Here is a 20,870-nt window from a genome sequence, read left to right as displayed (position 1 = left end):
GCCGCCGTGACCCGACGCGTCACTCGCCCTTTGCGGATTTGAACGGTTTTGTTTATCACCAGAATTGGTTACACAACTTGCTGATTGCCGCTTCGCTCGGCGGCCATAGATGCTGACCCACAAAATTCGATGGGATCAGCAAACTTAACTATTCCCTGTGCTGTCTCGTTAGAGCTAGAGCATAACGCGAATTGATTAGGAGCCAATGAATATCGGTCAAACCCCCTATCATTTACAACAACTGTAAGTCGTTGCGTATGATCCTGACAAGATGAAAAGTCGTATGGCCCCATAAAATCTGGCCAACATTCCCACAGGAAGCTCGGCGTAGTTTGATCAGTACAAACACCATATTGTAAAACGCGCGTCGCCTCCCCAGATGCACTAAAATTATAGTTTCTTGTGCCTCCATATTGCCAATAAACCGTCAACCCCTGTGATTTCTGAAGCTGTTGAAAGGAGTGACGTAAAATACCATTTAACTTAAAAATGCTTGGCGTACCTGTCACATTAAGCACAGGCGACGGTAACGGGTGAAGATACTCTACGCTACAGAGACCAGTGGCGGCTGTTACCTCATTAAAAATGCCCAGCAAGGTCGCAAACAAAACAAACATGAACAGTAAAAAGTGTAGATCAAGCTCTTTTTCATAGCCATTCTCCTAACATAAAATTATGCAAGACGTTCATTTAGGGATAAAGTCTATCTCGCAGCTTTTCAAGAAGGCTTTCAAGTCGCAACGTCCTAAACTTAATTCTATTAGTGTCTCCTGACTGAACATCCTTATCAACTTCTTCAAGGCGAAGGCGAATCGCATCTGCTTCCTTCCAATACCCCCCAGTCATCATATCAGAGAATCCTTTCGGCCTTTGATTATTAGCTATAGAAGCTACGAATTCTTTTGCTTCAGTCAGTTGACTTGAGAAGCTGCTATGAGCTAGAGAAACGGGCTGTTCGGTAATGTGCGCAAGTAATCGAATCTTAGGTAACACCGTGTTAATCAATGCTTGCCTTCCCTGGCGGTTGTCGAGTATTTCTTTTACATACCGCTCTTCACCGTCAGCAGTAAAGTCTTCAAAAACTACAGCGCGTATTGTCAGATTGCATTGCTCGGCTGGGCCATAGATTTCTCCTTCAAAAACTGTCTTGGCACCGGTGTGTATTACCCCTCCGTCTTCTGGGCTCATGTCAATCAAGTCCATACTGTGAGTAAGTATGGCGCTGGCAATATCAGGGCTTGTGGCTGTCAAAATATAGGCCGTAATGTTTTTTGTGTAGCTATTGAGCAAGACCATGCTGACTTTTCGGTCAACCTGCTTAAACTCGACTACCTGAAAGCCAGAGGCCATTGTTATTACCGGGGCACTACTTTTTTGGGCAGGTTTTGAAGCCAAGACTTTCGGTAGCGTGGTTGACTGCTTTCTCAATGAGACTGACCCTAGACTGCTCAAACAGACAATCAATACAAGCAGTACGTTGCGAAACGTATACCAATTCATGACTTGATCCTCCTTTATATAAAAACAACAAAGCTCTGCTGCACACGTTTTACAGAAGCTTCTGCCATCAGAAGCTTCTGTAAAACGTTAGATGTTTTATGCGGGGCAAGAACTGTTTGATCCAACCAGAAAGAACAGTGAAAATTGCTAAGAAGTAAAATAAAAGCAAAAAAACGAATTTAGCTGACTGCGTTTAATAGGCTTTCTATTTTTCAGAGAGTAGCTTCGATATTGAATGAGTTAGCCTATAACTATCGAAGCTGAAAGCAGCTTATAAACTCCTTGCCCGCACCTGTCAATACTCTAAACGATAAAATCCACTAGTACTCCATCAAGCTGAAAATGAGGGATGTAGGGCGGGATTTAATCCCGCCCTACATCCCGGATGCGCTCTCAGCATCCATCACTTACAGCTTGATGGAGTACTAGGTTGTGATTTAACTATTTGCCCTCCGCCGCGCGATACAGATTGACGATAACACGAACGGCAAATCCGTGAGCCACAACCACACGGCTTCCAGCAACAACGCGCGTTCAAACCACCGATTCAACCACTACAACGACGGCGGCAACGACTTCAGGTCGGAACCGCTGTGGGTGAGGCTCTGACGGAGCCATTCACCCCGTTGTTCAACCAGAACTGTGTGTCCCATGCAAGCCGCTGCCTGGACAAAGCGTGGGCCCCCGTCGCCGTATACTCCATCCGATACCCACTCGCATCAAAACTCCCCGCCAGACCCGGCTTCACCGTGCCATCGGCATTGAGCACGCCCGCAAGCGCCTGCGCCTTGCCAGCCAGTGCACGTTGTTGTGGATTGTGTTCTGACAAAAGCGGACGCGGTTCGCGCGCACCCGCACGCCAGCTTGCAAAACAGCAGGCCAGTAAGCCGAGCGTCAGGCTCAGCGTCAACCAAATCTTGTGATCAAGGTGTGTGCGATAAGTCATGGCCGTACCCCTTATTTTTCGTAGTGTTGAATGTGATGCTGTGGCAACTCCCTTAACGGAGCGGGGGCAGTATAGTCGAGGGGGCTGGGCGCGCAAATGGCGGCAAGGCGTCCGGGCGGCGAAATATCAGGCTTCCACAACGCAACCGTCCTTGAGCCGGACGAGGTGCGTGGCGAAGCGGCTCGCCAATTCGTGATCGTGCGTGATCAGCACAATGGTCTTGCCGTCACGCGTGCGCATTTCGTCGAGCAAGGTCATCAACTCCGCCGCGCGCGTGCTGTCCAGATTGCCGGTCGGTTCGTCAGCCAGCAGCACTTGCGGTTCGTTGGCGAGCGCGCGGGCGATGGCGACGCGCTGCTGTTCGCCGCCCGAAAGCTCGCTGGGGCGATGATTGGCGCGCGGGGCTAGACCTACGCGGTCAAGCAATTCGGCGGCGCGCGCTTCGCGTTCACGCGGTTTCATGCCGCCGAAGGCCAGCGCCAACGCCACGTTTTGCGCGGCAGTCATGGTCGGGATCAAATTGAAGCTCTGAAAGATCATGCCGACGCGGCGCAAACGATAACGCGACATCTCCCACGCCGAGAGCGGCGCGAGGCTTTGCCCGTCAAAGAGAATCTCGCCGCTGGACGGGCGATCCAGGCCGCCGAACAGATTCAACAAGGTTGATTTGCCGCTGCCGCTGGTGCCGAGGATGGCCGCGAATTCGCCGCGCGCAATGTTGACGTCAACGCCCGCCAGTGCGTGCACGGTCTCGCCGCCCATTTTATATTCGCGCGTGACTGCGCGCGCTGTCAGAATCGCCATGATTGTGGGATGAGGGGTGAGGGATGAAACTTTTCAGCCTTCATCCCTCAGTACACGGCTAACTAAGTTCTTTTAGAATTGCGGCCTCACCTTGTAGTAACGAATTTATTCGTTACGTCCCAGCGCGTAACGAATAAATTCGTTACTACAAGGTGAGCTTAAAATGCCAAGAAACTTAGTTTCCGGTGTACTCAGCCTTCAGCCTTTAACAAAACTCCGTCGCGTTGAAAAAGTAGCTCAACTCGATCTTGGCATTCTCCGGCGAGTCGGAGCCGTGCGTAGCATTCTCGCCCATGCTCGTGCCGAAATCGCCGCGAATGGTGCCCTTCGGCGCTTTGGTCGCGTCGGTCGGCCCCATTAGATCGCGCCAGGCGGGCTGGGCGTTTTCTTTTTCCAGCGCCAGCACGACGCTCGGCCCGCTGGTCATGAATTCGACCAGTTCGCCGAAGAAAGGCCGCGCGCGATGTACGTCATAAAAGCCTTCGGCGACGGGTTTGGACATGTGGATCAGCTTCATGGCGCGAATCTTGAAGCCATTGTCGTTGATGCGTTGAATGATATTGCCTGCGTTGCCCGCGCGCACCGCGTCGGGTTTGATGATGGCAAAGGTCATCGTCGGTTCTGCCATTTTGAAAAGTCCTCACTTGTAAGTTGAATTGATGATGAAGCAGGCGCGCATCATAGCATCCCAACCCAGCCGATCAAAAATCTGCGCCACCAATGCGGTACCGCGCGCGTTAGCAAGCGGCTGCCTGGCACTTGCAACCAATGAACACAATGGCAAGGCTCCACTTGCTGACGCGCGCGGTACCGTATTTTCCTGCAAGCCAGCCGCACCGCCCGCGTTCTTTTGCGCGGAGAGTTTGGAACCAACCCCCCCGATTGCGTGTCTATTCAAATCAGTCGGTCAGATCAGTCGGTCAGCCGACATCATCAATCACAACGATGCCCTCTTTTGTTGGAAGTGTCCTCGTGCACTGCTTGGCACGAGTGTGTTCAAAGAAGGAGTAAACCATGAAACGACGTATTGCGACTTCCCTGCTCTGCACTTTGGCGCTGTTTCTGTGCGGCTATTTATGCCTGCCCGAACTGCTGCCCTTTAACGATCCCGGCACGACCGCCGCCGCCCCCGGCAAAGTTACGCAAGGCGCGTTGCAAGCGCTCGACAGCACGGGCCAGGCGCGCGGCGCGTGTCCGCTCAAACACACCGACGTGCAAGCCAGCGTCACCGGTTCGCTGGCGCGCGTCACCGTCACCCAGGAATTCCACAATCCCTACAGCGACAAGATCGAAGCCGTTTACGTCTTCCCTCTGCCGCAAAACGCCGCCGTAGACGATATGACCATGCGCATCGGCGAACGCACCATCAAAGGCCAGATCAAACGCCGCGAAGAAGCGCGCGCCGTTTACGAAGCCGCGCGCAACGCCGGCCAGATCGCCAGCCTGCTCGATCAAGAACGTCCGAACATCTTCACCCAGGCCGTCGCCAACATCTTGCCTGGCGCAACGGTCAAGGTGACGATCAGTTACGTGGAGTTTTTGAAATACGCAGAAGGCACGTATGAATTCGTCTTCCCGATGGTCGTCGGCCCGCGCTACATTCCGGGTCAGCCCCTGGCGCAACCGAATCCGCAAGCCGCGCCTGATACTTCCGAAGTTCCTGACGCCTCGCGCATCACGCCGCCCGTTACGCCTGAAGGCACGCGCGCCGGGCACGACATTTCAATTTCGGTCAACGTGGACACGGGCGTGCCACTCGACAGTTTGAAATCCACCTTGCACGAAGTGGACATCGAGCGCCCGGCCCCCAACCACGCCAACGTGCGCTTGCGCAATCAGCAAACGATTCCCAACAAAGATTTCATTCTCAAATTCGATGTCGCGGGCCAAAAGATCAATGACGCGCTGCTGGCGCATCGACGCAACGCGGGTGGTTTCTTCTCACTGCTGTTGCAACCGCCGGAGCGCGTGACGGCCAAGGATGTCACGCCGAAAGAATTGGTCTTCGTGCTCGACACCTCGGGTTCGATGAGCGGCTTCCCGCTTGAGAAAGCCAAAGAGACGATGCGGCTGGCCCTCGACGCGCTCTATCCGCAAGACACCTTCAACCTAATCACGTTTTCCGGCGACACGCACATCCTGTTTCCCGAACCCGTCGCCGCCACGCGCGCGAATCTCGCCAAAGCCCAGGCCTTTTTGGAAACGCGCGAAGGCAGCGGCGGCACCGAGATGATGAAAGCCATTCGCGCGGCGCTTGACCCCAGCGACAAGCAAGACCACCTGCGCATCGTGTGTTTCATCACCGACGGTTATGTCGGCAACGATTTCGAGATCATCGGCGAAGTGCAAAAGCATCCGAACGCGCGCGTCTTTTCCTTCGGCATCGGCTCGTCGGTGAATCGCTTCCTGCTCGACAAAATGGCTGAACACGGGCGCGGCGAGGTCGAATACGTCAGCTTGCAAGACGATGGTTCGGCGGCGGCCAAACGCTTTCACGAAAGGGTGCGCAACCCGCTGCTGACCGACATCGAACTCGATTGGGGCGGCTTGCCGGTGACGGATGTTTATCCGCAACGCATTCCCGATTTGTTCAGCGCAAAGCCGTTGATTTTGACGGGCCGCTACACCCAAGGCGCGCGCGGTACCGTGCGCTTGCGTGGCAAGCTAGCGGGTCAGCCATTCGTGCGCGAACTGCAAATCGAACTGCCCGACCAACAGCCGGAACACGACGTGCTAGCGACGCTTTGGGCATGCACGCGCATTGACCGGCTGATGAGCGAAGATTTTCAGGGCTTGCAAAACGGCAACGCCAAACCCGAAGTGCGCGAGGCCATCACGCAACTCGGCCTGGATTTCCGGCTGCTGACGCAATTCACTTCGTTTGTCGCGGTCGAAGAGACGATGGTGACGGAAGGCGGCGTGCCGCGCCGGGTGGATGTGCCGGTGGAATTGCCGGAGGGTGTGAGCCGCAAAGGCTTGTCCGGTGAAGTAGTGGATATTGATGCTCAGTTGAAAGAAAAAGGACGCCAAACTATCAGCGTCAACGGCGGCATTTCAGGCTTTGCCGGTTCATTCTTCGATCTGGACACTGCTAAGGACGAAAAACAGGCAATAATGGGGCTTCACGAACGAAATATTGGGAATGTCTATCTGCCCAATCGGCCAGCCACTAACGCTACGGTGGCAACATCACCGTCGCCTGAACCGCCGCATCCTATGACAAAAGACCCGCGGCACAACGCCAAACTGCACCCGGCCATCGCAGCCTTGCTGGTACGGTTGCAAACCAGTTCCATACAAGCCGCCACCGCCGAACTCAAATTCGTGCACGCGGGCAAAGCTGAACTGCAAATCCACCTGACCGAGAAATCGGCGGCGGTGCTGGCCGAATTGCAAAAGCTCGGCGTTGAAATCGTGCTCAACCCAGCCAACTCAAAATTTCTCATCGGCAGATTGCCGGTGGAGAAGCTGGCGGCGCTGGCCGAACTCGCCAGCGTGCGTTACATCGCGCCTCAATTCTGATTTGGAGTGCGTGCGGCACAGGCCGCCGCTTTGGTAGTCCCTTGATGAGCAAATGACAAAGGGGATACCAAAGCGGCGGCCTGTGCCGCACGCACTCCAAAGGCTTCGCCCGGCCAGTATGTCCTGAACATTCAAGCGGGGAGACGGGACGCACTGTCTCCCCTTCGTCTGTTTACGGTGTGCCCGTCTGGGTCACCGTATAAGTTTGACCGGCCACGGTCAGCGTGCCAATACGCGTGCCGCCGCTGTTGACGGCAATAGTGAATTGCACCGTGTTGAAGCCGACCAAGTTGGGCGTATTGACCGTAATCCACGGCACGTTGCTCACGCTTGTCCACGGGCAACCCGCCGCCGTCACGACGGACAGGCCTTTTGTACCGCCTGCTGCCGCAATGGTGCGGCTGGTGCTCGTCAAGGTGTAATCACACGCGCCGCCGCTCAATCCCGACTGTATGACGGTCAGCACTTGCCCCGCGATAGTGACGGTGCCTGTGCGATTGCTGTAAGTCGGATTGGTCGCCGCTTGCACCGTGACTGTACCGCTGCCCACACCGCTGGCGCCGCTGATGACGACCAGCCACGGCACGTTGCTCACGGCTGTGCGCGCGCACGCGCCGCTAGCTGTAACCGAAACGTTGAGCGCCCCGCCATTCGCGCCGACAATGGACAAGCCTCCCAACAATGTGAAGGTGCATGTTTGTGGCGACGGTGAAGGCGACGGCGACGGTAATGGCGTTGGCGTTGGCAACGGGGTTGGTGTCGGCGTTGGCGGCGGCGCAATGCCCGCTTGCGTGACGGTGAAGGTTTGATAGGCGATGCTCAGCGTGCCAATGCGCGTGGCATTCGTTGGATTGCTCGCCACCGTGTAACTCACCGACGAACTGTTGACCGAGGTGATGTTCAGCCAACTCGTATTGCTCACGGCAGGCCAATTCGCCACGTTGGCGGGCGTGATGTTGACCGTGCCCGCGCCGCCATTCGCGGCGAAGCTCGCATTCGCAGGGGTGAGCGCGGTCACGGCGTTTTTGATGTTGTCACGGTACCAGGCCGCGAGCACGTGCAAAGCCTGCGGCGGATTGGTCGGCTTCGGCTGACCGAAGACATCCGCTTGGTTGATGCCGTGGCAATTGGCGCACGAACGCATTTCGCCCGGCGCAAACGTCACCCAGTAACGTTCTTTCACAACGGACGAACCGTCCGGCCCCAGCATTTGCCACGTCACTGCGCGGCGCGCCGGCAGGAGCGCGGCCATGCTGCCATCGCCCGCCAATTGCACGCTGCTCGGCGGAGCACCCGCTGCCACCGGCAACAAGCCGTCATGCATCATCACCGGCATCGGGCGGCGGCCTCCGACATTGAAGGCGTTGTAGCCGCGCAGCAGATCGGCTTGCAGAAATTGCATGAACGCCAGATCGAGCGGCACCGCGCCGGGTTCGACCGATTGCGTCGCGCTGTTCGCGATCTTCAGGTTGTAATCCTGCTGTTTGTCGGCGCGGCGCGTCACATCGCGGCTGACCACGAGCGCGAGGTTGTGCGCTTGCAGGTAGCTTTGAAAAGCATCAATGCCCGCCTGTCCACCGAGTTCATCGCTCAAAATCTGTTGTTCGATGGCGGGCAGCGCGGTGCTGTGTTTGACCGGCACGGCGCGCGGGCGCACTTCGACCGGATCGAGTTCCCAGAGTTGGCCGCTATAGCTCACTTGTTGCCCGCTTGTACCGACCGAATTGTCCCAATACGAAATTGATTTCGTGATGCCGTTGGCGAGCAGGCGCGCGCCTTTGGTGAAATACGGATTGCCCGGCAGCATCTGCACCAGGCGGAAGTTGTAAAGCGAAGTGAGCGGCCCGCCGTTGGTCTTGTCGCGGTACGGCGAATCGGAATGCACCGCGATGAGCGTGCCGTCAGAGAGCGGCGTCGCATTGCGGAAATGGCCGGGATGATTGGCGGGTGGCGTCTGAATACCTGGCAAATAAAACGCCAGCGAGAGCGGATCGGTGATGTAATCCACCTGCATATTGTCGGCATTTGTCGCTTCGTCGCCCTTCAGCGCGATGAGTTGCCCCGAATTATGGCCGCCGAAATCGGGCGGTTGTGTGCAGTAAAAATAGCCCGGATTGTTCGGGTCTTCTTTCAACTGCGTCAAGATGATCGCGGTGCGGCGTCCGGCAGCAGTGGTGAAATCGGGCAGGCCTTGATGCGCCGCGGGGAAGCTTTGAAAGAGTTCGTGGCGTCCGATGTGATTGAGCGTTTCCAGATTCGTGCCGTCCTCATTGATCTGCCACGGAAAGAAGTGGCTGAAGTGATGTCCTTTCAGATACGCGCCTGCGGGTTGCGTAAGCGGTTCAGGAAAGCTGTCGGCAAACGGAAGCTGTTGGGTGCTGGCTTCTGAAACATAATCGAAGGGATTGTTTTTTGAGATGAGTGTAGCGTTGGAGCTTTGCGTGTCGCGTTGCAGATGATCCCAGCGCGTAAAAATCAGGCGGCCATCCGACGCGATCAGCGGACTGAAATCACCCGACGGTGAATGATCGAGCAATTTCAAATCGCTGCCATCCGGGGCCATTGACCACAAACCGGTGTTGGTCTGTTCGGCCTGATATTCATCGAGCGCGGGATAGTTGGCGAAGTTGCCATTGCGCGGGCGATCCGACGTGAAAATGAGGCGGTCATCGGTGCCATAAATCGGCGAGACATTGTTGCTGTTCGCGGGTTGCGGCAGCTTGGTGATTTGCGCCGTCTGGCCCGGCAGCAGATTGGTGACTTCGTAAATTTGCCAAAAGACCGGCGCGGTGTTGCCCGGCGTCGTGCCGCCCACCACCATCGAGAATAGCGCCTTCGCCCCCGACCAATGCACGCTCGGTTCGCGCACGGCGATTTCCTGTCCGGCGCTCAATCCATAACCCGCTTCGGCAGTCAGATTGCGCAGCGAGCCGTCGCCAAACCGCAGATACAGATCGCCGCCGCGTGGCGTGTGGCCCGTGTCGGCGCGATGATTGCCGTTGACGGCATTGACCGAAGTCGCGTCCAAGCCAAAGGGCGGTTGCGTGACAAACAGCAAGGTCGGCAATTGTGCTGTGGCGGCCTGGCGCGTTAAGGGCGGGTTGAAAACCACGGCAACGACTACACAAAAAGTTAGCAGCAACAGCTTTTTGAGGCCACGCGTGTAGCGGGCCGCCGGATGCGTCATGTTCATAAGGTCTCCTGAAGGTAGGCCGTTTTTTTTACGAACAATGCCGTGCCTGCCAAGGGCGCCTTACCTGCGGCGTGCAGCAGCAATGCAATTAGTTTTGGGTTAGCAGCAGATCCGGATTTGTTGGTGTGAAGTGAAAGAACAACGCTCAAGTTGCGCTTACGCAGCCGCGCTGCGTCTGTGGCATAGGAGTCCTGCCCAATGAACGATGATCGGCTTTCATTTCGGCAGAAGCTGGACGGTAGGAAAAGCACTCGCGTGCTTGCGGGAGAAATTGCAACACTGCTGGCAGCACCTGGGAACGCCTGAACAATACAGCCGCCAATTTGCGTCGAATCGGCAATCTAGCCCTGGCCCGCGAACGGTCTGTGTGCCGCGCGCGCCACCTACACCAACGGCCACTCAGCCGCGGGGTTTCCACTGAGTGTCGCCGTGTTAAGACGGCTGGCATTGAGGGATATTGGCAACCTGGCGAGAAACTTTCTTTTCCCCAATAAGAATACGGCTCAGCCTGGCTGCACGGCTTTCCACAGCGATTGCCACGAACGGTGCAGCAATTCATCAATGTGCTGCCAGTCGGCTTCCGTCACACTACCCGCTTCGGCCTTGTCATCGCGGATGGTCATGGCTTCGGCGCGCAGGCGAGCGTGTTCGGTGAAACGTTCGACGGGTAACTGAAACAGTTCGGCCTGCAATTCGGCCAATGAGCGCGCCAAGTCGCCGTCTTTGTGCTGGGCGCGCTGGCGATGGATGATCCACCATTCCAATTCCAATTTGGCGGCGCGTTCGACATCAAAGGGCGTATCGCTTTGCGCGCGGATGTCGCGGTAAAAATTGCGGATGCTCGGTAGCGCTTTTTCGTAATCGGTGCGCTGCTTCCCTTCTTTGAACACAAAGGCCGCCTTGGCCGCTTGATAGGCCGCTTCGTTCGAGCGCAACAGGGTCATGCGGTATTGCGAGCGCATCAGTTCGGCCAGTTGCGTAAACAGCGCCAGCCGCTCCTTGTCGTAATACGAGCGCCACATCGCGGTCTCGATGCGCGCAACCTCGTTCGCATCGAACTCGCGCAGCTTGGTCTGGCGCGGGGCGTATAAGTTGTAAGCGGCCCAGCCCAACGCCGCGAGCAGCACGGCCAGCACGAGCCAGCGCGCGCGTTTGCGGCTGGCAGATGGTGAATGATTGGAAGTGATCATTAGCGCCCTCCGAGTGAAAAGAATGGAATCTCAACGTGAGAGCTTACGTAAAGGCTGAAGCGGGCGGATTCATTGACAGTAGCGCAACCCGCCGAGGTTGCGCGGCTTCAACAGCAGAGCCAGTGGAGGTCATGGTTGAAATGAATGTCGTAGCTGCTGAAGCCGCGCAACCTCGGCGGGTTGCGCTACGCTGGCCTCGCTGCTCACTTTTTCGCCAGCACGACCGGCGCTTGTTCCGCCGCCAGCACACGGGCGAAAAAGCTGCGGACGGCGGGGTATTGCTCCACCGGGATCGTGCCCGCGCGCAGAATCAAGGTGCGCTTGAACAGCAATTGGCCGGCTTTCGCTTCGCAGGTCATGGCGTAGTTGCCAAAGGGATGATTGAGTTCGACGGCCTCGGGCATTTCGTCCACCTCAAACCCGGCGGGCAATTGGATGCGCGTGGTTTCGCTGTAGGCTTGCGATTCGAGCACGACCGGATAGGCGCGTTTGTCTTTGGTCAGGAAGAGCGATGAGCGGCGCGAGACAAGCGCGGGTTTGAAGACCATCAACTTGTCACGCATGGTTTTGGCATAGGCGGGGGCTTTGAATTCTACTTCGAGCGCGAATTTGCCCGCCTGCGCGTCATCATTGGGCGCGACTTTGCTCAGCACCGCGCCGGGCGCGCCGCGCGTGATCCAACGTTCCGTCATTTTCAGATAATCGGGCTGGGCATAATGTTTGAATTGGCGGCGCTCACCCACGGCGGCTTGGCCCGATGACGACTCTTTGATGGTGGCCGTCAGGTTGCCGCTGGCGTCGAGCGCGGCTTCGACCGTGCGTTCGAGTTTGTTGGCCTCGGGTGCGGTGACCGGCATTTTGACCAGATCGCCGAGTTCGCCCGCGCCAATCAGCGCCCAACTTCCCTGTTCGTGATCGGGCAAATCGCCCACCGGGGTTTGCTCATCGGTCGGATCGAAAATCAGCAAGCGCCCCAGCGCGGGGTATTTGATGACGGTCGGCGCGTTGGTCGCATCACTCACCTTGACGGCGATGATGCAATGATTGAACTGCCCCGGCGTAGGCCATTCGGGGCGCACAAACGTGGGGTCGCCGGAATAAATGATCACGGGCCAGGCCTCGATGCCGAGCGGTTTGAGCAGCGCGCGCATCAGGTTGGCTTTGTCTTTGCAATCGCCATAGTTTTTGCTGAAGACATCGGTGGCGGCGTGCGGACGATGGCCGCCACCGCGTCCGACATCAATCGAGACGGCGATGTAATTGACCGCTTGGGCATAGCGCCCGATGGCCTGAATGCGCTCGAATTCAGTTTTGGCATTGGCCGTCAATTCGCGCGCCTTGGCCGCCATCGCATCGTTGAACGCCGCTTGCGGGTCGCTCAATTCGGCGGTGTAACGCGCGACATCTTTCCAACTGGCAAACGCGCGCAGCATGGTCGTTTTGTTGGGCGGCGCATAGAGACTGACCGCAACCAGCGTCACCAGCGCGGAGGCACTGGGGCTGGCCGGTTCGTCTTCGATCTGCGGCTGGTTGGTCAGTTCCCAAGTGTAGCTATTGCCATTCACTACCGGCTCTAACTTGGCGTGGTTGAAGGTCAGACTCTCGGCGCGCCAGCCGTTGGGCAAGGTGACGTTGAGCCGCGCCAGCAACACAGGCACGTTCGACTGAAAGGCTTTGCGAAATTGCGAGAAGATGGTCTTCTCTTCGGTCTTGATTTCGTAGCCGAAAACCGCGCCGGTATCGGCCTCGGCGCTGGCTGAAAGCACGCGCACGCGCGATTCGTTGTAAATGTCGTTCTCGACTTCGGCCAGGTCGAGCATTTCTTTCTTGCCATAGTTTTTGACTGTGCCATCCGGACGCAACAGCCAGGCGCGCATTTCCTTTATCTTTTCCGAACCCGTCGTGTAACCGGCGCGCGCGACGGCCTCGCCGCGTCCATCGCGCGCGAGGATGCGCACGGCGTAATAATCCCAGGTCGTGATGCGCCCATCGTCATCCACCGTCTTGCGCGTCTCGTCGTGCAAGACGACGGCCTTGACCTCTTTGGGATAGGCCGGCGGCGTGACGGCTGCCGCTTGCCGCAACCAGGCGGGGACATCATCGCTGGCGGCAATGGCTGCGCGGCTACAAATGAGCAACGCCAAGAGACAAAAGCAAAATTTGTTGCGCATAAATTTCCCGTCCGGCAAGCATTGAAAATTCCGAAGCCGCCTCGTAGGGCAATGGCATTGAATTAGTGTTCAGAGTTCACGCTTCAGCGTGTCTAAGTCGAATTAACACGCTGAAGCGTGAACTCTGAACACCCTGTGAATTTCACCCTTTCAGGGCTTTGACAGAACCGTTCAACCAGCTTTTCGCTTTTCATTTCACCGCCGCCACGCCCTGTTTGAGCGTGATGGCGTGATTGTCTTGTTGATGCAACGTGTCAAAGGCCTGTTTGAGCGGCGCGTAATTGCTCTTGGGGAAAATCAGTCCGCCGAATTTGAAGTCGCGGTGATAGACCAGAATTTTCTGATCCGCTGTCAGGCCCAGCGTGACTTTGTAATTGCCAAAATCACCGATGGGGAAAGACGCGGGCGCTTCGGCATTGTCGAGCGCATACCCAGCGGGCAACTCGATTTCGACGTCATCCTGTTCCAGCCAGGCATAGTGAAAATAGATGTCATGCTCGCGCGTGTTGGTCGAAAAGAGCGGCGCGATGCCTTTCTGGAAAAACGCCGGTTGCAGGAAGAGGCGCTTGCCGGTGCGTTCGGCATAACCGGGCGCTTTGATTTTGTACGAATAGACAAACGGTTTGACGGGATCGTTGGGCGGTTCGATCTTGATCTCGGACAACTCGCAACCGAGGCGCGACTGCACAGCATTTTTGAGCTTTTCTTCGCGCTGCGCGGGCGTGGCGTCGTCGTAATCTTCTTTGAACTCGACGGCGGCGTGCCCGGTATATTCGACGCGCACCACACCTTCGAGTGAGCCGTCTTCATTCAATTTGAGCCGGGCCACGCGCTTGCTCAGCGATTTTTCGGGCGGCGAAAGCGGCGTCGGCACAAAGGTGGCTTCCTTGTTATCGGCGATCAGGGTTTTGATGCCCTCTTCCTGCCAACGCAACATGCCAAAGGGCACATAGGTGCTGGCCGGATCGAAAAAGCGCCATTGCTCGCCGACCTTCACGGCGATATTCGAGCCGCGCATGAAATAGAGGTTGAGAAAGTTCGCGTCGAAAAAGCTGCGGCTGCGGTCGCTGGTCACGGCGTAACGGGCATCGAACCCAGCCGCCGTCGCCAACGCCGCAAACAGGCCGTTGATGTTGCTGCCCCAGCCGTAGCCGCGTTTCAACGTGTCGGCGGGTGATTTGTTGTCTTTGAGTTTTTGCAGTTGTTCGGGCGTGTAACCGGAAGCGTCATCGCTGAGATTTTTGATTTTGGTGCGGCAGAAATTGAACAGCCGTTCCAGCTTCTGTTCCGGCGTAGCGGCGTCGCCGATAGCTTCGGCGGCGGCCTTGCGCACCTCGTCATTGACTTTCATATCGGCCTTGGTGACTTCGTAAAAGACCTTGCCGATTTCCTGCCAATACTGTTGCGGCGCCTGTTTGCGGTCGGCGGCGTAATACACCAGCATCCAGGTGCGCACCTGATTTTCAGGCGGCATATACGGCTCTTCGTGAAAGGCCGGCACATTGTTCATCTCGGTCAGCCAATAGCCATCTTTGGCTTTGACGAAGTTGTTCATCTGGCCGCGTGTCTGAAAGGTCATGGATTTCATGGGCTGCGTCGCGTAGGGATAAGGCTTCAGATAATAACGGACATTCTGCACCGGAATTTCGCGCTGAAATTGTAGCGGGACGTTGTCGGCCATCTGGTTCTGCCGCACCTCGCGCCAGCGGTATTCGATGATGACGCCGGGTTCGACGGCGGGCATGGCAAAGGATTTGACCTTGATTTTGAACTTGCCGAATTTCACCACTTCGCGGTCAAAGATGGCGTCTTTCTTCAATTCGATGATCGTGCCGTCAGGTTTGATGGTGCGCGCGGTAATGTCTTTGATTTGGACGTTGTTGAAATACGGCAATTCGACTTTGCCCTGCGTTTCCTTGCCGCGCTCGGTAAAGATTTTGACGCGCAAATAATGCAGGTATTCCGTGTCCTGATTGGCGTCGTTGACATACACCTCCCAAAACAAGGCTTCGGCGTCGGCGCTTTTATCAATGGTGGGCGCGGGCAGCGCGACGTGGGCCGGATCAATGGGTTTCCATTGATTCCACTGGGCCGAGGCTGGCGCGTTGAGCAGGCAACTCGCAGCAAAAAGCAAAAGCAGGCGGACGGGCCAGAGTTGGCGTTTCATACAGAACTCCCTTCTTTGAAAAACGAGGCTTAGCGTGTTGGGCACTGAGTACGCGTCGTACCGATGTCGAAAAAACCGTTGAAGTTAAATGTTGAGAAATTGCTGCCGAATCTTTGTCTCTCGTCACTGAATCAAAGGCTAACTGAATCAGGCACGCTCAAGGCTTCGGGGGCGTGCGAGGCGGACTATACGAAGTTGCCGAAGGCGTTGCAACAGGAATTTTCAAATTGAGCGCGGCCTCATAAGCACGGGCTAGGCGGCGGCTGAAATTCCGCCTGGCCCAAGAGTATCAATGAACCATAGCCCTATTGACTAGGGCTGCCCGCCTCCTCAACTGGGGCGCTAAAAAACCCTTTGAAGCGCGCGATCAACCGCCGCAACGCGCGCACAATTTTCGGCACCACCCACAAGGCCACGATCACGAAGATCACGATCAGCACCAGAATCAGCACCGGATAAAACGCCATCAGGATCGTCGAACCGATGGCGAAGACATCTTCGATCAGACTCAGTCCGATGTTTGAGAACGGTTCGGGACTGGCATTGGCCGCCAACCGCGTTGCGGCTTTGGTGCCGTGTGAACCGAGCGCCAGGGTGCCGCCCACCAGCATCGCGGCCATTTTTACGGAGGGGTCGAAATCAGCCACCGCCGTCGCCGCCAGAATCGCGCCCGCCGGTACGCGAATGAAGGTGTGAATCGCATCCCAGGCCGAATCCACGGCTGGAATTTTGTCGGCGACAAATTCGATCAGATAAAACGCGCCGGCGATGCCAATCACCCACCACTCGCCCAGCATGTTCAACTCGCCGGGCAGCTTGACCCAGTGAAAGCGCTGCAACAGGCCAAGCGTCACGACAGTCGCGTACAAGTTGATGCCGGAAAGCCAGGCCGAACCCATTGCCGTGGCCATTGTCGGAAGCCAGTCTACGGACATTGCGTTGATTCCTTTCGTTGCCGGGTTGCTGTCGTCTGGGGAGGTTCATCGGTGGCGCTTTGCCGCGCTTCTGATGAGGGCGCGAGTATAGCCGGTTGTATGCGGGCTGGCGATGGTTTGAGGTTTGGCATTTCACTTGGGTGCGGTTATATTGCCTTTCACCTCGTTGATCCCCGTTTAAGCCGCGAAAGCGAACTGCCTTGATGACGCAACCCCAACCGCTCCATCCCTTAGTCGAACGTATCTTGCATGGTGAGGTGCGCGCCGTGGCGCGTGCCATCTCCAAAATCGAAAATGACGCGGCGGATGCGAATGCCTTGTTAAAAGACCTGTTTCCGCATACGGGCAAGGGCTTGACCATTGGCATCACCGGCGCACCGGGCGCAGGCAAATCTTCGTTGGTGGATCGGCTGGCCGCGCATTATCGCAGCCTGGATAAATCGGTCGGCATTATCGCGGTTGATCCATCCAGCCCGTTTTCGGGCGGCGCGCTGCTGGGCGACCGCATTCGCATGCAGGCGCTGGCGAATGACCCCAAAGTTTTTATTCGTTCGATGGCGACACGCGGCAATCTGGGCGGGCTGGCCAGGGCGACGGTTGATGCGGTTGCGGTTTTGGATGCCGCTGGCTACGATAGGACGCTGGTTGAAACCGTGGGCGTCGGGCAGGATGAAGTAGACATTGTCAAAACCGCCGACGTTTCGGTCGTCGTGCTCGTCCCCGGCATGGGCGACGATATTCAAGCCATCAAAGCCGGCATTATGGAGATCGGCGACCTCTTCGTTATCAATAAAGCCGAACGCGAAGGTGTTGAGCGAACCGAACGCGAGTTGATCGCGTTGCTGGAAATGTCTGTGCGCAACGATGGCTGGACGCCGTTGATCGTGCGCACGGTGGCGACGCAAAACAAAGGGATCGCCGAGTTCGCTGCGGCGCTTGAGAGTTATGCCGCGTTTCGCCGGGAACAGGCCGCCGCGCTGCCCCGCCGCGCCAGTGTGGCGGAAAACCGATTGCTCGAATTATTGCGCGAACGTTTGTTGCGGCGCGTGCTGAATGAGGCGCTCGCGCCGGGCGAATTGCAGGCGTGGGCGGAAGCGGTGGCCGAGCGGCGGCGCGATCCTTATTCGATTGTGGAAGAGATCAGCGGCAGGGTAACGATGTAAACTTAGGGGGCTGTGCCCTTTGCGGCGTGGCGCATTAACAGCAAATGCCAATTGAAAGGAGTTCGTCATGACTGAAGACCTCAATACCAAAGATATGAGTGACCGCGAATTGCTGTTGGCGATACGTGGTGAGTTGCACAGCTTGAATGACCGCGTGGCCACCTTGGAAGCGCGCACCAACCCGCTGCCGCCAAATTATAACGAGCGGTTCACGGCGCTCGAAACCAACATCCGCGAGCTACAGTCTGGACAGCGCGAACTCCAATCCGATGTACGCGAATTGCAGGCCGGTCAGTACGACATCAATGGAGCGTTGCGCGACCTGCGGGGCGAACAGCGCGACCTCAAAGCCGAGTTGCGCCAGCGCGAACGCGGACAACAAATCGCCGAATTGGGAAACCGCGTTGAGGTTTGGAAGAGGCGCACGCTGCTTGATGAAACCTATGGCTGACACCACCATCAATCATCTCGGCGTCGCTGTTACTTCGCTTGACGAAGCACTAGCGTTTTGGCGCGACGGCCTGGGGTTGGCATTGCACGAGATCGAAGTCGTCGAAGACCAGGGCGTGCGCGTCGCTCTGTTGCCCCTCGGCGCGAGCCGTATCGAACTTTTGGAAGCGACCGGCGCGGCAACACCCGTCGGCAAGTTTTTGGCCAAACGTGGCCCCGGCATTCACCATCTTTGCGTCGAAGTGAATGACCTGCCTGCCAAGCTCGCTGAATTGAAAGCGCGCGGCACCCGCTTGATTGACGAAGAACCGCGTCTTGGCGCGGGCGGCTCACTCGTCGCCTTCGTTCATCCGGCCAGCACGGGCGGCGTGCTGTTGGAACTGACGCAGAGAAGCAGTAGTCGGTAGTCAACGGATTACCGGTAGTCGTTAGCAACAAAGATTTGTCATACCTGGAACTGACTACTGACTACTGACTACCGACTACCAGTTTATAAGGAGAATTTTTTATCGTGAACAAGCATTTCATTTTGAAATCATTCCTGGCGGCCACGGTGGCGTTGAGCCTGTGCGCCAGTGCCTGCCAGTTCGGCAAAAAAGAGTTTGCCGCGCTCACTGAGGCTGATTTAACCGCCTTTGCTGAGACGATGCCGGATCAGCAAAAGCGGCAGTTGGCCCAGAACCCGCAAGGGCGCAAGGGCATGATTGATCAGTTCAAAAAGATGTTTGCCTTTGCCCAGGCGGGTCTGGCTGAGGGCTTGGACAAAAGCGACGATTACACCAATTCCCTGCGGCTTGAAAGCGCCAAAGTGCTGGCGCAGGAACATGGCAAACGCAACGAGGGCTTCCAGGTCAGCAAGGCTGACATTGACGGCTATGTCGCCGCGCATCAAAAGGACTTCGACTCCGATGTCGCGTTCTTTACGCGCAATGCCAAGGAAAAACCCACGGGCGATCAGCTTGAAAGTTTGAAAGCCTCCTGGGGCGAACTGATGTTCCGCGCCGATAAAGGCCGCCAGACTGGTCTGGAAAAAGACCTGGCGGTACAAATTCAACTTAAGATGATGCGCGGCAATCTGCTCGCCAACCTTTACTCGCGCAAGGTCGAAGAGAAATTCAAAACCGGCGACAAAGAGTTACAGGATTACTACGCGCAACATCCCGAAGCAGACCCGGACAAGATCAAACAGCGCGTGGGCGACTTGCTGGCGCGCATCAAGAAGGGCGAAACCTTCGAGAAAATTGCCGACGAGGTCAACGAAGACGGCACCAAAGGCCGCGGCGGCGACTTGGATTGGTTTGGCAAGGGCACGATGGATCCGGATTTCGAGAAAGCCGCTTATGCCATGCAAACGGGTCAAATCAGCCAGGAACCAGTCAAAAGCAGCTTCGGCTATCACCTGATTAAAGTCGAAGGCCGCCGCAAAGCCGCCGCCAAACCCGCCGTTCCGCCCGGCACGCCCGGCAGCAGCCTGAACGAAATCGCGAATAAAAACAGCGACCCAAACGCTGAAGAGGTGCACGCCAAACACATCTACCTCAGCACCAAAAAGGCTGAGGATGAACTTTCAAATCAGGGGCAACAAAATATCAAACGCGTGATGGAGGATGCCACACTGAAATTCCCGGTCGTCGCGCCGGAAGATTTCAAGCTCACCGTGGCGGGCTTGCGTCCGCCTTCAGGCCCGTTGCCTCCGGGCGCCGGTCAGGGCGGCTCAATGAAAATGATCACTCCGAATGAAAGCAAATAAGGGGCTAGGGGCTAGTGGGGCCAGGGGCTAGAAAAAGACAGCTCGCTAGTCCCTAGTCCCTAGTCCCCAGCCCCTAACTCTTACCAAAATGGAACAAGCAAAAATCGGCATCATTGGCGGCAGCGGCCTCTATCAGATGGAAGGCCTCACCGAAATTCACGAAGTCAGCCTCGACACCCCCTTTGGCAAACCATCGGACAGTTACATCGTGGGCACGCTCGAAGGCCAGCGCGTCGCCTTTCTGGCGCGCCATTCGCGCGGCCACAAACTGTTGCCGACGGAGTTGCCGTTCCGCGCGAACATTTACGGCATGAAAATGCTCGGCGTCGAATGGATCATCTCGGCCTCGGCAGTCGGTTCGCTGCAAGAGCAATACGCACCCACCGACATCGTCGTGCCCGATCAGTTTTTTGATCGCACGCGGGGCCGCGTCTCGACTTTCTTTGGCGAAGGCCTCGTCGGCCACATCACCTTCGCGCATCCGGTGTGCAGCGATTTGAGCGAGATCATCGCGCAGTCGTGCGAGACCACGGGCGTCAAGGTGCATCGCGGCGGCACGTATCTGTGCATGGAAGGCCCGGCCTTTTCGACGCTGGCCGAATCGCGCCTCTATCGCAGTTGGGGCATGGACATCATCGGCATGACCAATTTGCAGGAAGCCAAGCTGGCGCGCGAGGCCGAGATTTGTTACGCGACGATGGCGCTGGTGACCGATTACGATTGCTGGCATCCCGAACACGACTCGGTGACGATTGAAATGGTCATCGAATACTTGAATAAGAATTCCGCCAACGCGCAGCGCATCATCCGCGAAGCAGTCAAACGGCTGGTGACGACAGAGCCGGATTGCCAGTACCGCAACGCCACCAAAAACGCGATTCTGACGCAGCGCGATTTGATTCCCGACGCGACTAAACAAAAGCTCTGGGCGATTATCGGCAAATACTTTGAATAACCCTGGGTACGCACCGCTTCCAGCGTGCTCTTGGCAATTGCGCATTTCCTTCCGGTAGGAGTTGGTCTTATGCCGAGAGCACGCTGGAAGCGGTGCGTACCCAGAGCAACCGCAAGCTGGCGCT

15 protein-coding genes are annotated in these 20,870 nt (G+C 56.9%); 6 read left to right on the top strand and 9 right to left on the bottom strand.

Annotated features, from left to right (window positions below; all coding sequences use genetic code 11):
- Positions 1–690: 690 nt before the first annotated feature.
- From HY011_24010 to ndk, 4 genes are all read right to left on the bottom strand, one after another.
- Positions 691–1,500 (bottom strand): hypothetical protein, encoded by an 810-nt coding sequence (locus HY011_24010; protein ID MBI3426007.1) that lies wholly within the window; start codon positions 1,498–1,500, stop codon positions 691–693.
- A 577-nt stretch (positions 1,501–2,077) separates the two neighbouring features.
- Entirely contained in the window at positions 2,078–2,446 is a 369-nt protein-coding gene (locus HY011_24005) for a hypothetical protein (protein MBI3426006.1), read from the bottom strand.
- A 126-nt stretch (positions 2,447–2,572) separates the two neighbouring features.
- Positions 2,573–3,250 carry an ABC transporter ATP-binding protein gene (locus HY011_24000; protein MBI3426005.1) on the bottom strand — a complete coding sequence of 226 codons (678 nt, stop codon included), beginning with the start codon at positions 3,248–3,250 and terminating at the stop codon, positions 2,573–2,575.
- A 205-nt stretch (positions 3,251–3,455) separates the two neighbouring features.
- The gene (ndk, locus tag HY011_23995) at positions 3,456–3,878 is read right to left on the bottom strand and encodes a nucleoside-diphosphate kinase (GenBank protein MBI3426004.1); all 423 of its coding nucleotides are present in this window, start codon (positions 3,876–3,878) and stop codon (positions 3,456–3,458) included.
- Positions 3,879–4,264: 386 nt separating this feature from the next.
- Between ndk and HY011_23990 the strand changes: the two genes are divergently transcribed.
- Positions 4,265–6,772, top strand: coding sequence for a VWA domain-containing protein (locus HY011_23990; protein ID MBI3426003.1), 2,508 nt, complete (start codon positions 4,265–4,267; stop codon positions 6,770–6,772).
- A gap of 172 nt (positions 6,773–6,944) precedes the next feature.
- On the opposite strand, the gene HY011_23985 is transcribed toward HY011_23990, so the two are convergent.
- From HY011_23985 to HY011_23965, 5 genes are all read right to left on the bottom strand, one after another.
- Entirely contained in the window at positions 6,945–9,965 is a 3,021-nt protein-coding gene (locus HY011_23985) for a hypothetical protein (GenBank protein MBI3426002.1), read from the bottom strand.
- A gap of 503 nt (positions 9,966–10,468) precedes the next feature.
- The gene (locus HY011_23980; protein MBI3426001.1) at positions 10,469–11,155 is read right to left on the bottom strand and encodes a hypothetical protein; all 687 of its coding nucleotides are present in this window, start codon (positions 11,153–11,155) and stop codon (positions 10,469–10,471) included.
- Positions 11,156–11,358: 203 nt separating this feature from the next.
- Positions 11,359–13,326 carry a DUF3857 domain-containing protein gene (locus tag HY011_23975; protein ID MBI3426000.1) on the bottom strand — a complete coding sequence of 656 codons (1,968 nt, stop codon included), beginning with the start codon at positions 13,324–13,326 and terminating at the stop codon, positions 11,359–11,361.
- Between the two features lie 190 nt (positions 13,327–13,516).
- Positions 13,517–15,493 (bottom strand): DUF3857 and transglutaminase domain-containing protein, encoded by a 1,977-nt coding sequence (locus HY011_23970; GenBank protein MBI3425999.1) that lies wholly within the window; start codon positions 15,491–15,493, stop codon positions 13,517–13,519.
- A gap of 305 nt (positions 15,494–15,798) precedes the next feature.
- Positions 15,799–16,428, bottom strand: a complete 630-nt coding sequence (locus tag HY011_23965) for a DUF4126 domain-containing protein (protein ID MBI3425998.1) — start codon at positions 16,426–16,428, stop codon at positions 15,799–15,801.
- Positions 16,429–16,631: 203 nt separating this feature from the next.
- Between HY011_23965 and meaB the strand changes: the two genes are divergently transcribed.
- From meaB to HY011_23940, 5 genes are all read left to right on the top strand, one after another.
- Positions 16,632–17,591, top strand: coding sequence for a methylmalonyl Co-A mutase-associated GTPase MeaB (gene meaB / locus HY011_23960; protein ID MBI3425997.1), 960 nt, complete (start codon positions 16,632–16,634; stop codon positions 17,589–17,591).
- A 67-nt stretch (positions 17,592–17,658) separates the two neighbouring features.
- Entirely contained in the window at positions 17,659–18,042 is a 384-nt protein-coding gene (locus tag HY011_23955; protein MBI3425996.1) for a hypothetical protein, read from the top strand.
- Complete coding sequence (gene mce / locus HY011_23950; protein ID MBI3425995.1) at positions 18,026–18,448, top strand: methylmalonyl-CoA epimerase; 423 nt, start codon at positions 18,026–18,028, stop codon at positions 18,446–18,448. The genes HY011_23955 and mce overlap by 17 nt, the downstream gene beginning before the upstream one ends.
- Positions 18,449–18,552: 104 nt before the next feature.
- On the top strand, positions 18,553–19,791 hold the full coding sequence (locus HY011_23945) for a peptidyl-prolyl cis-trans isomerase (GenBank protein MBI3425994.1): 1,239 nt from the start codon (positions 18,553–18,555) through the stop codon (positions 19,789–19,791).
- A gap of 88 nt (positions 19,792–19,879) precedes the next feature.
- Positions 19,880–20,746: an S-methyl-5'-thioadenosine phosphorylase gene (locus HY011_23940; GenBank protein MBI3425993.1), complete on the top strand. Its 867-nt coding sequence runs from the start codon at positions 19,880–19,882 to the stop codon at positions 20,744–20,746.
- The last annotated feature ends 124 nt before the right edge of the window (positions 20,747–20,870 follow it).

It is taken from the genome of Acidobacteriota bacterium, from assembly GCA_016196035.1.
GTDB lineage: Bacteria > Acidobacteriota > Blastocatellia > RBC074 > RBC074 > JACPYM01.
The sequence above is the reverse complement of the archived record's forward strand: the minus strand, read 5'-3'. Positions and strand labels throughout refer to the sequence as shown.